The following is a 15366-nucleotide window of genomic DNA, read 5'->3' on the forward strand; positions in this document are numbered from 1 at the left end:
GTTAATTGATAATTAAAGGTTAGTTTGTTAAGGTGACCTTTCTTAAATATGAGGTTTTAGCGAATGAACGAAGTAAAAGTAGGTAAGCTCGGCCCATTTCCAAGGGTAAATAAGCCTGTATTTATCACGTCAGGTATCTTAATTGTCGGCTTCATCATTTTTGGCTCGTTATTTACTGAAACTGCCGCAGCGCTTTTTAGCTTCTTACAGGACTTTATTGCCGAAAAATTCCGCTGGTTATTTATCATCTTATTTAACGTGGCGCTGGTGTTTTGTATTTACCTTGCCGCCAGCCGCTACGGTGATATTCGCTTAGGTAAACAGACAGAGCGACCGCAATATACCTTATTTTCATGGATTGGGATGTTGTTTTCGGCGGGCATCGGGATTGGATTGGTCTATTGGGGCACAGCGGAACCCTTATACCACTTTATGGCACCGCCCGTTGGTGAGGGACAGACTGTAGAGGCAGCAAAGCAAGCGATGAATCTGTCGTTTTTGCATTGGGGGCTGCATGCATGGGCGATTTATACCGTCGTGGCACTGTCGTTAGCCTATTTTCACTTCCGCCGTGGTCTGCCATTATCAATTCGCTCAACCTTGTATCCTATCCTCGGGCAAAAGATTTATGGTAAATGGGGGCATACCGTCGATATCTTGGCGGTATTCGGGACGATGTTTGGGGTTGTGACCTCGTTAGGTCTTGGGGTTATGCAGATTAACTCGGGTCTAGAGGGTTTATTTGGTATTCCTAATACCTTGACCGTACAGTTTATTATCATTGCCTTCGTAACTTCACTGGCTTGTGGCTCGCTGATGCTAGGTCTTGATAAAGGGATTAAGCGCCTTAGTGATATTAATATGGGGCTGACCGGTATCCTACTGGCCTTTATGGTGATTTTGGGTCCCACCTTATTTATCTTTGACAGCTTTATTGAAAATGTTGGCAACTATTTGGCAAACATCGTCACGTTATCAACGTGGAGTGAAGCCTATAGTGGCACTGATTGGCAAAGTGCTTGGACGATATTTTATTGGGCATGGTGGGTCAGCTGGTCACCATTTGTCGGCGTATTTATTGCACGTATCAGCCGTGGCCGTACCATTCGCGAGTTTGTATTTGGCGTGCTGCTTATCCCGATGACAATTTTATTTTTCTGGTTTACAACTTTTGGTGGCGTTGCGATTCAGATGGAGCTGCTAGCCGCCATCAGCCCTGATTTGGTCAGCCCAGGATTGGTCGCCGCGGTGCAAGCGGATACCGGTAGTGCCATTTTTAAATTGGTTGAATACTATCCGCTTACCAAACCTATCACCTTATTGATTGTGGTGATGATTGTACTTTGGTTCGTGACCTCTTCAGATTCGGCCAGCTTTGTCATCGATATGTTGACCGCTGGTGGCGATACCAATCCACCCAAAATCCAACGCTTATTTTGGGCCATTATGCAGGGCGTGATTGCGGCAATTTTATTAGCGGCAGGTGGATTAGGCGCATTACAAGCGGCGGCCATCGTGGCAGGATTGCCGTTTGCTTTGGTCATATTTGTGATGATGTATGCGCTATTACGTGGCATGAGTCGCGACCGTCTTATCCTATATCGCAACCAGCAGCGTTACATTACTGACGAGTCAGCCGACCATAATTCAGCCAATGAGTTTGTGGATGAAGAGCTATTAAAAGGTCCGCCTAAAATTGTGAAAGGTGATTGATAGGCTGAATATCGCCGTATCAAAGATATTTTTATACGTTGAATCATATAGTTAGCTTATATTTATTTTACCTAAATAAACAATATAATAATTGTCATTTAAAATCCTAAGATGCATCGTTATCTTAGGATTTTTTAATTTTGCCCATTAACAGATGACTGACCGGATTTGATAGTTTGTAAATATCTTGTTAAGGTTGGCGTCCTAAAAAATTGAGACGACTGAATGGATCACGTTAAAGTTGGCCGATTGGGCCCTTTTCCACGGGTAAGTAAACCTGTTTTTTTAACCTCAGCGATTTTAATCCTCGCATTTATTATCTTCGGTGCCTTTTTTAATGAATTGGCAAGCGAAGTGTTTGGCCAAGCGAAGGCATTTGTATCGATGCGCTTTGGTTGGTTTTTTATCATGGTGGTCAACTTAACGTTGGTGATGAGTATCTATCTGATATTTAGCCGCTATGGCGATATTAGATTGGGTCACCAAAATGAGACCCCAGAGTACAATATTGTTTCTTGGATTGGCATGCTGTTTTCGGCCGGTATTGGTATTGGCTTGCTCTACTGGGGGACGGCTGAGCCGCTATATCACTTTATGGCACCGCCCTTAGGTGAGCCTGAAAGCATTGCCGCGGCTAAGCAAGCGATGAACATCTCGTTCTTGCATTATGGTCTGCATGTCTGGGCAATTTATGGCATGGTGGCGTTATCGTTGGCGTATTTTCATTATCGCCGCGGCTTGCCATTGGCCATTCGCTCAACCTTATATCCGTTACTAGGCAAAAAAATCTACGGCCCTATGGGTCATATCGTTGATACGCTGGCGGTATTTGGCACCATGTTTGGTGTGGTTACGACTTTAGGTCTTGGGGTACTACAGATTAACTCAGGGCTTGAGAGTCTATTTGGTATTCCAAATAACATCACCGTGCAGATTATCTTGATTGCTTTTATCACTATGCTGGCAGGATTGTCACTATTGATGGGACTTGATAAAGGCATTAAGCGTTTAAGTGATATCAATATTTTCTTTACCATTGTGCTATTAAGCTTTGTGATTATTTTGGGTCCAACCCAGTTTATCTTTAACAGCTTCTTTGAGAATATCGGTAATTACCTACATCAAGTAATTCCACTTGGGCTATGGACGGAATCTTATGAAGGTGAAGCAAACTGGCAGTCATCATGGACAGTGTTCTACTGGGCGTGGTGGATTAGTTGGTCACCATTCGTTGGGGTATTCGTTGCCCGTATTTCTCGTGGTCGTACCATTCGTGAGTTTATCTTAGGGGTATTATTAATCCCTATTACCATTTTGTTTTTATGGTTCACTGCCTTTGGTGGTTCAGCAGTGCATATGGAGCTGATGGCGGCGGTTGACCCAAATATGGTAAGCCCTGGACTGGTTGAAGCAGTGCGCGCGGATACCGGTAGTGCTATCTTTAAGTTGATGGAGTCGTATCCGCTGACGGCAGCGCTGAACGGGCTTATCGTGGTGATGATTGTCCTTTGGTTTGTCACCTCATCAGATTCTGCCAGTTTTGTGATTGATATGCTGACCTCAGGCGGCGATACCAATCCACCAAAAATCCAGCGCTTATTCTGGGCAGGTACCGAAGGGGTTATCGCGGCGGTGTTATTAGCCGCAGGCGGTTTGGGTGCGCTACAAGCAGCCTCTATTGTCTCGGGCTTTCCGTTTGCCGTGGTCATTGTCATTATGATGTATTCATTACTGCGGGGCTTGAGCCGTGATAGATTGATACTTTATCGTAATCAGCAGTGGTTTATCACTGAAGAATCTGCCGAGCATAACTCAGCCAATGAGTTCCGCGATGAGGAATTATTAACCGGACCACCAAGTCTAAAGCCGACTGATGACTAGTGATGAGTAATAGCTATAATTAAAAGCTATGTAGCAAATGTTCATAGCAGGTTTGCTAAAAAACAGTCGCAGTAAAAATATAAAAAATCCCAGCTTAACACTGGGATTTTTTATGGGCGTTTAATAATTTATGCGTGTCTAGAGAAGGATAGGTATTTAACGATATGCTTTTAAAATCAGCGTTACTGTTTTAGACATTCATTATGAGCATTCGCCTTTTACATAGCTGATTGCCTCAGGGGTGCTACAAGCTGAGCAGGCATTGCCCGCCGTGCGATAGCTTATCACTGAGCCCACTTGTGTTTTTACGCAGACCGGATCGTATTGCGCCGTACACATGGTTTTTTCGGGATCAAAGGTTGGACACTGGGCAACGATTCCTTTTGGAGGTTGGCTGGTATTAGAAGCGGGCGGCTGAATAGCTGTGTTATCAGGCATAGGGCTTGAGTTAGAGTTAGTGCTGATATTGTTACAACCCGCTAAGCCGAGCGTCAAGGTTATGGTGAGTGATAGGGCGAGGGTAGAAGGCTTTAATAGAGATAGCCATGGTTTAGATAGAGCGCTCATAATAAATATCCTTATATTTTATGTATACGTGCTTTTAATTATTCATTTTGCATCAAAAGTTTGTGTTAAAAAAGTCTATCATCAATGCAATGGTTAGTATTTAATCATAGAACATTTGCTCGTAAGATATTTGATAGTAAAGGATTTATGCTCAGTCATCTAGTGCAAAACAGATAAAAAAACCCAAGCTTATAAGGCTTGGGTTATTTATGTTACTTCTTAATAAAATTCTGCAATCATATTTTATATAGCTTACTGCGCAGGTTTATCATCTTTATTAAGCTGCACGTACTTATCAAAATTCTGTGCGTAGTCGGTCAAGTTGTCGCTCAGCATTTGGCGATATTGTTTGGTATAAAACTCAACGATATCGTCTTTTTCTTTGGCGAAATCATCACCCTTTACAAAGCCAATCGAGGCAACTGACGCACTATAACGTGCCGCCGCATAAAGCAGTGACGCGCCTACTTGACCTGAATGCGCTTCAGGACCTAGTTGACTGTTTGCCACACCAATAATCGCATCGGCACGCTGATAAAACGCTTGCATCTCAGGGGTGATTTCAAGAGCGGCATCAATATCATCATTTTGGGCATTGTTTGGCATATTGTCTTGAGACATAAGCGACTCCTAATAAGGGTAAGTAAATTTAAATATATCACGCCAGTCTTTAAACTTAAAAAGGATAAAGACTGGATAAATCTAAAAAATGGATAAGATAGTAAACTGTCTAACGTTAGGCTTATAAACCTGCATCTGCTTTTAAGATTTCCGCTTTGTCAGTTCTTTCCCACGTAAAGGCGGTTTCAGAACCTTGGCGACCGAAGTGACCAAAGGTTGCCGTTTGCTGGTACATCGGCTGCAATAAGTTCAGCATACGCGTAATACCATAAGGACGTAGGTCAAAATGCTTACGAATCAAGCTAATGATTTCATCGTTGCTGATTTTGTTAGTACCAAAAGTGTTAATTGAAATCGAAGTCGGTTCAGCAACCCCAATCGCATAGCTCACTTGTAACTCACAGCGATCTGCGATACCGGCAGCGACGATGTTTTTGGCCACATAACGTACTGCATAGGCAGCGCTGCGATCGACTTTTGAAGGATCTTTACCACTAAATGCACCGCCACCATGACGCGCCATACCGCCGTAAGTATCAACGATAATTTTACGACCGGTAAGACCAGCATCACCGACAGGGCCACCAATGACAAATTTGCCCGTTGGATTGATATGGTAGCGCGTACCGGCATGCAATAACTCTGCTGGCAATACTTGCTTAATAATAGATTCCATTACCGCTTCTTGCAGGTCTGCTTGCGAGATGCTTGGATCATGCTGCGTTGATAAAACCACGGCGTCAATGGCAACCGGTTTATTACCGTCATATTTGAGGGTAACTTGGGCTTTGGCATCGGGACGTAACCAAGGCAGCTCACCGCCGCGGCGCAGCTCAGATTGACGCTCCATCAAGCGATGGGCATATTCGATAGGCGCTGGCATCAATACTTCGGTCTCATTGCTGGCATAACCAAACATTAAGCCTTGGTCGCCGGCACCTTGTTCTTCAGGATCGCTACGATCGACACCTTGAGCAATTTCAGGAGATTGCTTACCCAGCATATTAATAACGGCACAGGTCTCGCCATCAAAGCCCAAGTCTGAGTGATGATAACCGATGCCATTTACTGTATCACGGACGATACGTTCAACGTCGATATTGGCAGTCGTGGTGACTTCGCCTGCTAGTATGACCGCGCCTGTCTTAACCAGCGTTTCACACGCCACACGGGCATGTAAATCTTGGCGTAAAATGGCATCAAGGATAGCATCTGAGATTTGGTCAGCCATTTTATCTGGATGGCCTTCGCTCACAGACTCTGAGGTAAATAAATTATATTCGCGCATAGTGGGATCGCTTAATTGCAGGGACTGTAATATATAAAATCAGTCATTATTAAATGTTAACGGAAAATAGAAGGTAAAAGTGAATCAAAAAATTATGATATTTTACCGTGAATCGAGGTAAAACTCTAGTGTCAGCCATGACGGCTAACAATTGTAGAAATCATCGAGGCGGCTGTCTTCTTGCCAGCGGTATTCTGTATAGTCAGCGACTTCTTTTGCGCTATCGCGACCTTGTCTATCAGCAATAAAACCAAGCGCCATATCCATGCCAGCCGTGACACCTGAAGAAGTATAAAACTTGCCATCTACCACCCAGCGCGCCTGCTTTATCCAATCAACCTGATCTGATTGTTCGGTTACCCATTGCCAAGCACGCTTATTTGACGTGGCTCGTTTATGGTCTAAAATACCTGCCTTCGCCAATAAAGCACTACCCGTACAGACGCTAAGCACCCAGTCGGCGTTATCAGCGAGCGTAGTCAGGGTCTGCAAAAACTTACTATCATTAATCAGTGGACGTGTACCTTTACCGCCGACGACCAATAATATATTCGTTTGCTGGGCTAACTCTGCTACTGCGACAGTTTGTAAGGCAACACCATGATGGTTATGAATGATACCACCTTTCATTGACGCAAACTGAATGCGAAAATCGTTAGGTAAGCTACCAAATAGCTCAATAGGCCCAAATAAGTCTAAAGTTTCAAAGTCGTCAAATACGAGTGCGGTCAGGGTCTGCATTCTGATTCCTTAAATTAAAGTATTAAGCCGAAGTATTTAGAAAGGAGATATTTGAAAGTTTTTAAGGTTCTCAAAGCCTTTAAAGCTCTAAAAATGCCGCTTTATCCTTAAACATACATTCTTCATAAACAGGACAAGCGCCACATTTTGGGGTACGAGCTTGACAAGTATAGCGCCCATGCAAAATCAAATAATGGTGAGCATCAACGATAAAGTCATCGGGGATACGTTCGAGCAGTTTTTTCTCAACGATTAAGACATTTTTACCCGTGGCAAGTCCCGTACGGTTGCCGACGCGAAAGATATGGGTATCGACCGCCATCGTCGGCTGCCCAAAGGCGGTATTTAAGACCACATTCGCCGTCTTCCGCCCGACACCCGCTAGAGACTCTAAGTCTTTACGGTTATCAGGGACGGTGCTATCAAACTTCTCAATCAAGTCGCGGCAGGTTTTAATGACGTTTTTGGCTTTGGCATTAAATAAGCCAATATTCTTAATATACGCTTTCAGTCCTTCTTCGCCTAATGCCAAAATGGACTCAGGCGTATTCGCTACCGGATAAAGCTGATTGGTGGCAATATTGACGCTGACGTCGGTTGCCTGCGCCGATAATATGACCGCGATAAGCAGCTCAAAGTTACTGCTATAATTGAGCTCAGTTACTGGCTCATCAATCGTCGCAGCCAACTTCTCAAAAAACGGACGCACATCACGATTGGGCATCCGCCTCGATGGCGGGGTATCAGCAGTTTTATGTTTAACGGTTTTACTCATGGTATTGTTACCATTATTTTTTTCATTGGTTAGTCAGGAGTAGATATTGGCTATTAAAGTTGTGTAAGCTCAGCTTTTAATTCATTAAGCTCTGCTTGTTTGCTCTCATTAGGCCGTACGCTAAGCTGCTTTTCTAACTTCTTAATTTTACTGCGTAGCTTTGCCGCTGCAATGGTATTTTTTGCTTGTGCTTCACTGATATTCAACGATTGACTGGCGGCATTATTCAGTTTTGCCTCCACCATGCTAACCACAGGTTTACTATTGCTGCTATCCGCCAATTGCTCACTGACGCGTCTTAGATGGGTATGATAACGCTGGCGCAAATCCTCTTGTTCAAGCGTGCGCTCAGCTGTTGATAGGGTACGCTCAACGGTGACCAAGTCAATGCAATCAACCGGGCAGGGCGCGATACATAGCTCACAGCCTGTGCATAAATCCGTAAAAATAGTATGCATATGCTTGCCAGTCCCGACGATGGCATCAACAGGGCAGGCAGGGATGCATTTGGTACAGCCGATACAATCATCTTCTCGAATCACCGCGCGCACTTCTACTGGACGCTGTGAGCTTACATCTATCGGCCATTTTGACGGCTCAGCGCTAAATGGTTGTATATCGCTGCTATCTTGATTGATGATTTGTGCAATCGCATCGGTCACAGGCTGACCGCCGGGCACACATTTATTATAAGGCTCATTGTCGATAACAATCGCCACCGCATACGGTAAGCAGCCATCAGCATGGTCGCAAAGTCCGCATTGGGTTTGCGGCAAGCAGGCGTCAATGCGCGCAATCTTTGCTTGGGTGGCGGCCGGCAAGCTCTCTATGTTCAAGCTATCGAACAAGATAGGTAGATTGGTGAGACGGATATGACTGCTGTTTTTATTCATGGTGCTTTGCATTTAATGTAAAACCTTTATATCAATGCTAGATGCTGATATTAAAATAAATAGGGTAATAGCGATATTTATTAAGAACATCTATATTTATAAAAAGACATCTTGCCCTTATGAATTAAATATCCATTAAAGTGAGATGCCTTGTTCATGAGCAATTTGGGCAATCAGCGCATAAGCAATGCTGCCTTTTGACGGTATTTTCGGTAAATCTGACAGATCAAAAAAATCTGCATGTGACAGCTCATCTTCTTGTATGACGATGTCACCACCAGCATGAGAGGCTCGAAAACCAAGCATTAAATTAGACGGAAACGGCCAAGGTTGACTGCTGACATAGCGAATATCTTTGAGGCTGATATTCACCTCTTCTGCCACTTCGCGTACCACCGCATGCTCTAAGCTTTCACCGACTTCTACAAAACCGGCAATCAAACCATATTGTAGCGCTTGCTGAGGCGTTTTTTGCTGCCCATAACGGTGATGGTGCGCCAATAATATTTGCATTGCACCCGTTTGCGGATTCGGTCGGGTAATGGCGGTAATAACGCACGGCTGCACACGTGGATACTGGCGTAAGCGGCAAACTTGGCAGACCATCGCACGCTCAGCGCTTGCGGCATGTACCACGGGAGCGGCACAGCGACTACAAAACTGCGTATCTGCTTGCCAACGTAATAACTGTATGGCTTGGCTAAGTTGGTCAGATAACGCGAATGGCAGCTGCGTGATAAGTAGACGATACGCAATAAAAGCGCAAGTATCGGTGTCTGGACTAATTTTCTCGTCGCTATTACTTGTTAAATCGTTATTCTTTAGAGCGTTGCTTTCTAAATCATGACCTTCTAAAATTCTAGGTAAGTCAATATGATGGGCTATGGCATAGTCATAAGTAATGGCAATGGCCGCTTGTGATGTAAAAGTATTGGCAGTATCGGTTTCAAAATCAGCCAAACTAGCGCTATCTGCACTATCAATGCTGAGCGTGCTGCTTTTTATATCGTTATTAGGTAACCAATGAGTCGGCGCTAAGCTTTCAAGGAGCGTGACTCGTCCAACTTGATAAGCTGGCTGAATGTTATGGATGTCATGAATGTCATGAGTGTTTAACGCTGTATCATTAACCGAATCTGGTAACTGAACCTGTACAGGCCACCAGCCATTGGGCGTTTGACGACATAAAACCGTCTCGTCACGAAGTATAAAGGCGTGGGTCATAGGATAAGTTTCCAAACAATCAAAGACAGACTCATATCCGTATCGATATGAGTCTGTTTAAAGTGGACAGTTAAATGATAACTCAGTAAGTAAATAAACTAGCTATTAGGCAGCAAGCAACTGGCTTAAGCTTTGTTGCCCGATATCTAGCGCCTGTTTACTCACGGGACGATTGTTCTCAAAGCCATCTAAATGATGGTCAACGGCCATGATGACATCGGCGATATAAGCCAAGGTACCATCATCAATCCGTGCGCCACTATCAATACGCTGCTGCAAATAACTCGCTAATTGGCCGAGCATGCTAGCAGGGGTTGGCAATTGTAAAAACCGCACCGCACCTGACACTTGACGCAGCATTTCAGGAATATTTTGAATATTAAGGATATCACGCTCAGGTTCAGCCAAATAGTCATTGATGGCTTGTTCGGCACTGGCAATGGCGGTACGGCTCTCTTGTATCAGCGTATCATAGGCGGTATTTAGCTGATGTAATGAGATATGCGGATTGTTCAAAGGTAAATAAATAGCCCCTGGGGTGTGCATTTCTGCCATGGCGATAGTGGCATTTTCAGCGTGCATCAATGCCAATAATAAATGGTCAAAATCTTCTGGCGTAGGCGCGCGCCATTTGCTCACTGCCTCCGCTGCGGTACTCAAACTGTTTGCAGCATTTGCTAAGCCTAACAATCGGAATGCTGAACTCAGCTCGGTCAGCTGCTCAGTGATTTGCGAGGTTTGCATATCGACAGGATTGATAGAATCACCGCGTGCGTAGCTATCGACATTCTCTTTGATATTATTGATTTGTGCTTGAATAATGGTGTTTAAAGTGTCCGTCAAAGCACGATTAGGACCAAATAAGAAGCGCGCCATTTGCTCAAGTTGCGGCGTCTCTAACTGATTGGCAGCATATTGTTCACGTAGAATTTTGGCCTCTGCCGTATCGCGCTGGCAAGCAAAGCTGACTAAGTCTGCAAAGCGTGTGTCCATTACGGGCAGATAGCTTTGGAACTGCTGCTCTAAGTAAATAAGCGTGTGTTTTTGGCTTAAGTTCAGCGGTAAAATGCTGGCAATATCCGCCACAGCGGCAGTTGCTGCCTGCCAAAACAAACGGTTAGAGTTTGCAGCTATCAAAGCACAAGCTGCTGACATGGCATCGAGTTTTTTCTGCTCATCGTCGCTCACGTTGCCGTCTTGATTTAACAACGCAACCCCAAGTCCACTACGATAAGCGTAAGTCAGTAATTCGCTATCAAGATTGAGCTCGTGCAGCGGTTGAAAATTGTTTTCAGGGTTGGCAATGCTGACGCTGCTGCTACCAAAGGTTGAAAAATAATCAGCGGCGATTGGTGCTTCTTGCCCGTGAGCATTGAGCTTATTAATAATAGGCAGTAGTAAAGTCGGCTCTACTGACTCAGTCAATAAGACAAACTCAATATAACGATCAAGCGTCATAATGGCTTCTGATAAGTCCATAATCAAAGCCGTATCGCTATTATCACCGCTATCATAAAGCTGCTGTAAACCATGCGCGATAGCGGTGTTGAGCGCCTCTGCACCTGCCAGAGCAATCAGCTCAAAAATACAAGACAGCTGTTTTAACACAATAATAGAATCTAATAATAAAGGCGCTTGGCTATTATCATCATTAAATTCGCCCAAATGAATCTCAGTATCTTTTAATATGACTTTAATTTCATCGTGCAATAAATGCAGTGATGGCAGGTTAAAATCAGTCACACTCAAGGTTGGGGCGGTTAATTTCATTTGCGTAGAATGGTTCATAGTTGTTTTTTTCCATGACGTACTGATGAAAATAGCAATGGTTTATGATCAATTAAAAATAATATCAATAAGGTTTTAACGCTTATTGTCATAATAATCAAGACTAACTTACTTAACCGCCAGTATAAGAGGTTATTTTAATAAAAAAAGCGATTTTAATGATGGGGGTTATAACGGCTACATTTTATCTTTAAGCGCAGGATAATCCTCTGCAAGCGCCGCGTACCAGCTTTGATTGGCGCTCTCATTGCTACTGGACTCTAGTAATAAAGAGGCCAAATTAGCAAAGCTTGCATGGGCGGTATGTCCGCCATCGGCTTGGGTGTCGTCCTCGATAGCAAGGGTGACTTGTCCGCCGGTCATTGCCAAATAAACTTCAGCTAAAATCTCTGAGTCAAGTAATGCCCCGTGGAAAGTACGGTCTTGCTTACCGACATCTAGGCGGCGCACGAGGGCATCTAGAGTGTTTTTTTGCCCCGGATATTGCTGCTTGGCCATCACCAGCGAGTCGGTCACTTGGACGCGCTCTGCAAAGTCATGCATGCCAACTTTGGCGAACTCCATATTTAAGAAGTTCATATCAAAGGTGGCGTTATGAGCGATGATTTCGGCACCGTCCATAAAGTCATACAGCGCCTGAGCGACTTGATCAAAGGTTGGTTTATCGGTTAAAAACGCCTCAGAGATACCATGAATGCGGATAACTTCTTCATCCATACCGCGCTGCGGGTTGATATAGACGTGGAGCTTTTCACCGGTAAATTTACGCCCGACCATCTCTACAATACCGACTTCAATAATACGGTCACCCTTCATTGGGTCAAGACCTGTGGTCTCGGTATCCATAATAAGCTGGCGGTCAGATTCATGACGATGGATGGGCTTTGGCAGCAGCGGTATAAAATACGGGTTGGCACGGCTAGTATCACCATCAAATTTTGGCGTATCGGCTTCGCTACTGGTCTCTATATCAGCTGTTATGTCAGTTGCTATAGCTGCTATTTGGTTATTTGTGCTGGTGTCTGGCATCACTGTATCGCTTATTGGTTTGGTAGCATGGTGCTCATTGCTATTTTCTGCAGCTAAAGCATCTGTAGTTATCATCGTATCATGATGGTTTTGACTGTCTAATAACTCTGCATCAAGCTCATCATCCATCATATCAAAACCTAATGGATCAAATTTTAGCCAATCATCGCTAGCGTTCTGGGTATTATCGGTCACTATTTGCTCTTTTTTTTTAGCAGTCTCTTGCGAGTTGATTAGGGCAGCACTTTCACTGTTAGAGGTCACGCCTAAATTTGCTAGCTCATCCGCTTTTTCGTTGCCCGCGTGTCCGGCGTGACCCTTAACCCAATGCCAATCAACATCACGCTGCTGGCAGAGCTCATCTAGTCGCTGCCAAAGGTCTTGGTTGGCGACGGGCTTTTTACTTGCCGTTTTCCAACCTCTTTTTTTCCAACCCTCAATCCATTCGGTAATGCCTTTTTTGACATAGCTTGAGTCTGTCCAAATCTCAAGGTTGTGCTCATGCGGACTGTGGGTCAGTGCTTGTATCGCGCCCATCAGCTCCATGCGATTATTGGTCGTTTCTTTATCACCACCATATAAATCCTGCGTACAACCATCGCTAAATATCAGGTGCGCGCCCCAGCCGCCAGCACCCGGATTGCCTTTACAAGCACCATCGGTATAAGCAACTGTCGTATTGGGTTTTGCGGCCAACGGATTTATGGCGTTATTAATATTAAATGACTGCGCTGAAGTAGAAGTGTCTGACATAAAAGCGTATTGACCTAATAAATGGTAAACGTGGAGCAGGGCGGTTTCGGTAGTGCTATTTTTACACCAGCTAGCACGATATATTTTAGGTTTGAGTATAGCAAATCTATCCCAGCTATGGGCAGCTGGCATGCACAAAATCGTAAAAGCACAGATGATAGTAGTGATGATAATAATAACGCGGTGGTTTTCTGTTAAAATGGCTGCGATTGTAGTGCGATGGCACGATTTGATTGTTTTCTTTTGATTATTTTTAACAGTTAGACGCTCAATATCAGCTTTTTATATGCAAATGCAGGATAACCCTATGATGTCCGTACGCCCAAACGTTTTTTATAAAAAATGGCCGCCCTTGATGGTCGCTATCACAGTCAGTAGCGCACTGTTTTTAAGTGCTTGCAATGATAGCAATACGCCAGCTGATACTAAACAGATGCAGACGGCAGCGGATTTATCCATATTTGAAGGCTGCTATACCGTCAGTCATGACGAGCCTGCACAGATAAAAGTCAGCCAACAGGGCGGCGCGTGGGTGATGCAGATGAAAGAGCCGGCAAGCGCTAAGCGCGTTTGGGATGATGCTGAGCCGTTAGAGGTGATTGCAAATAGCGACATACCCACGTATTTCTCTATTGACCCTGACAATGTCGATGCGGTCATTGGGCGTCCAGACAGAGTGTTGGTACTGGCGCATGTGAAGCCTGTCTATGCCAATATCGATCCGCTACTTGATAGTGAGTATTTATCCTACATTTATCGCGGTGCCAATACCATTTACCGTGTCGAGTGTGACGAGGTCAATACGGATATTTTAGCCAATCCTCATTCAAACATTGTGATTGATAATGTGAATGAGAGCAGCCAGTAAAACTATAGACAACCCTTTATATAAATAGCTCATTATCGGGTATGATAATAAGCGAACATAGCTATTTATAAACCATTAAAGCTTTCTGTAATCAACAAATACGTCATTAGAGTCAGGCAATATGAATTTTTTTAGTTATGTGGTGTTAGGCGGATTTTCTTATGCGGCGGGTTGGGCAGTCAGAACCTATATTCTAGATAAACAGCCAAAACCTGAGCAGCCTTATAACCTTAAGCATCCAGCAATCTTAGCCTATCTTGGCGGATTTTTTATTATTATGCTGATTATTTCATGGCTTATCGGTCGCTATTTGCTTGGACACGTTGCCGTTGACTTGCCTTTTATTATTGTGAATAGCTTGGTTGCTACCTTTGTGTATTCATTTGGTCTGAATCCAGAAAAAGCCAATTATGAAGTGCCAGATTAACCCGTATAGATAAATTGCTAGCGGTTAATAAAAAGCCAAGGCTGATAAATGGATTATCGGTCGTGGCTTTTTCTCATTTATCTTTTCAATAGCATAGCTTGTCAGCAGTTAATTCTTTTTCTTTAAGTTGGTGGCAGTTTTAACCGCTGTTTGGCTTTGCTTCCACGTTTGATATTTCTGTAAATCCTTTTCGATAAGTTTTAAGCAAAAGGTGAGTACCAGCGCATCGTCGATATGCCCGATAAAAGGGATAAAATCTGGGATAATATCAATCGGGTTGAGAGTATAAAGCAGCCCGACGACGCCCGCTGAAATGGTTTTGTAGGGAATATCGCGATAATTGCCTTTGTAATAATCTTTAATCAAGCTCATAAATAGCATCAAATCTTTGGCAAAACGCTCAAGATGGCTGCTATCTTTTAGCTTTTCTTGCAGTTTTTCTTCCTCATGAATGAGGTACTCTAAATCGGCATCTAAGATGTCATCTTTTTCCTGCTTATCAGTCGCTTTGTCAGCCATTATTATTATCCTTATTTAAGCGCAATTGATGTCTTTATGTGATGTCTTCATACTACAACAAAGTCGTGGCATGCGCCAATATTGCGTATTATTGATAGGCTTAATTGGGTTAGTTTTTTAGTGTATAAGTAGCGAAAAAGTAAATATGGGCAAGGGTTAGGCAACTATTTTCACTTGCAAACCGTTTACAATACGCAGCTGTGATGTCTAAGCAAATAGATTGCAAAGATAAAGATGATTCAAAAGTAGATTAAAATAAAAAACGATAAGGTAGCAGCG

The 15366-nt window shown here is 43.7% G+C and carries 14 protein-coding genes; 4 read left to right on the plus strand and 10 right to left on the minus strand.

Annotation, left to right across the window (positions count from 1 at the left end; genetic code table 11):
- The first annotated feature begins 63 nt into the window (after window positions 1-63).
- Window positions 64-1713: a BCCT family transporter gene (locus JMX50_RS06815; protein ID WP_201563560.1), complete on the plus strand. Its 1650-nt coding sequence runs from the start codon at window positions 64-66 to the stop codon at window positions 1711-1713.
- Between the two features lie 225 nt (window positions 1714-1938).
- The gene (locus JMX50_RS06820) at window positions 1939-3594 is read left to right on the plus strand and encodes a BCCT family transporter (protein ID WP_201626064.1); all 1656 of its coding nucleotides are present in this window, start codon (window positions 1939-1941) and stop codon (window positions 3592-3594) included.
- A 201-nt stretch (window positions 3595-3795) separates the two neighbouring features.
- Here the strand turns inward: JMX50_RS06820 and JMX50_RS06825 are convergent, their stop codons facing one another.
- From JMX50_RS06825 to dnaQ, 9 genes are all read right to left on the minus strand, one after another.
- Complete coding sequence (locus tag JMX50_RS06825) at window positions 3796-4161, minus strand: hypothetical protein (protein ID WP_201628966.1); 366 nt, start codon at window positions 4159-4161, stop codon at window positions 3796-3798.
- 252 nt (window positions 4162-4413) lie between these two features.
- Entirely contained in the window at window positions 4414-4767 is a 354-nt protein-coding gene (locus tag JMX50_RS06830) for a DUF3144 domain-containing protein (protein WP_193031653.1), read from the minus strand.
- A gap of 136 nt (window positions 4768-4903) precedes the next feature.
- On the minus strand, window positions 4904-6070 hold the full coding sequence (metK, locus tag JMX50_RS06835) for a methionine adenosyltransferase (protein WP_201628967.1): 1167 nt from the start codon (window positions 6068-6070) through the stop codon (window positions 4904-4906).
- A gap of 144 nt (window positions 6071-6214) precedes the next feature.
- Entirely contained in the window at window positions 6215-6811 is a 597-nt protein-coding gene (locus tag JMX50_RS06840; protein WP_201563552.1) for a DJ-1/PfpI family protein, read from the minus strand.
- A gap of 79 nt (window positions 6812-6890) precedes the next feature.
- Entirely contained in the window at window positions 6891-7586 is a 696-nt protein-coding gene (gene nth / locus JMX50_RS06845) for an endonuclease III (RefSeq protein WP_201563550.1), read from the minus strand.
- A 53-nt stretch (window positions 7587-7639) separates the two neighbouring features.
- A complete protein-coding gene (locus JMX50_RS06850; RefSeq protein ID WP_227670954.1) occupies window positions 7640-8491 on the minus strand; it encodes an RnfABCDGE type electron transport complex subunit B in 852 nt (283 codons plus the stop codon).
- 123 nt (window positions 8492-8614) lie between these two features.
- Window positions 8615-9703 (minus strand): NAD(+) diphosphatase, encoded by a 1089-nt coding sequence (gene nudC, locus JMX50_RS06855; RefSeq protein ID WP_201628968.1) that lies wholly within the window; start codon window positions 9701-9703, stop codon window positions 8615-8617.
- A 105-nt stretch (window positions 9704-9808) separates the two neighbouring features.
- Window positions 9809-11491, minus strand: a complete 1683-nt coding sequence (locus JMX50_RS06860) for a hypothetical protein (protein ID WP_201628969.1) — start codon at window positions 11489-11491, stop codon at window positions 9809-9811.
- Window positions 11492-11668: 177 nt separating this feature from the next.
- Window positions 11669-13273 (minus strand): DNA polymerase III subunit epsilon, encoded by a 1605-nt coding sequence (dnaQ, locus tag JMX50_RS06865; protein WP_201628970.1) that lies wholly within the window; start codon window positions 13271-13273, stop codon window positions 11669-11671.
- Between the two features lie 307 nt (window positions 13274-13580).
- Between dnaQ and JMX50_RS06870 the strand changes: the two genes are divergently transcribed.
- On the plus strand, window positions 13581-14141 hold the full coding sequence (locus JMX50_RS06870; RefSeq protein ID WP_227670955.1) for a hypothetical protein: 561 nt from the start codon (window positions 13581-13583) through the stop codon (window positions 14139-14141).
- A gap of 121 nt (window positions 14142-14262) precedes the next feature.
- Window positions 14263-14568: a hypothetical protein gene (locus JMX50_RS06875; protein ID WP_201565338.1), complete on the plus strand. Its 306-nt coding sequence runs from the start codon at window positions 14263-14265 to the stop codon at window positions 14566-14568.
- Between the two features lie 108 nt (window positions 14569-14676).
- On the opposite strand, the gene JMX50_RS06880 is transcribed toward JMX50_RS06875, so the two are convergent.
- Window positions 14677-15087 carry a YkvA family protein gene (locus JMX50_RS06880; RefSeq protein WP_201565337.1) on the minus strand — a complete coding sequence of 137 codons (411 nt, stop codon included), beginning with the start codon at window positions 15085-15087 and terminating at the stop codon, window positions 14677-14679.
- Between the last annotated feature and the right edge of the window lie 279 nt (window positions 15088-15366).

Source organism: Psychrobacter maritimus (assembly GCF_904846345.1).
GTDB classification, from domain to species: domain Bacteria; phylum Pseudomonadota; class Gammaproteobacteria; order Pseudomonadales; family Moraxellaceae; genus Psychrobacter; species Psychrobacter maritimus.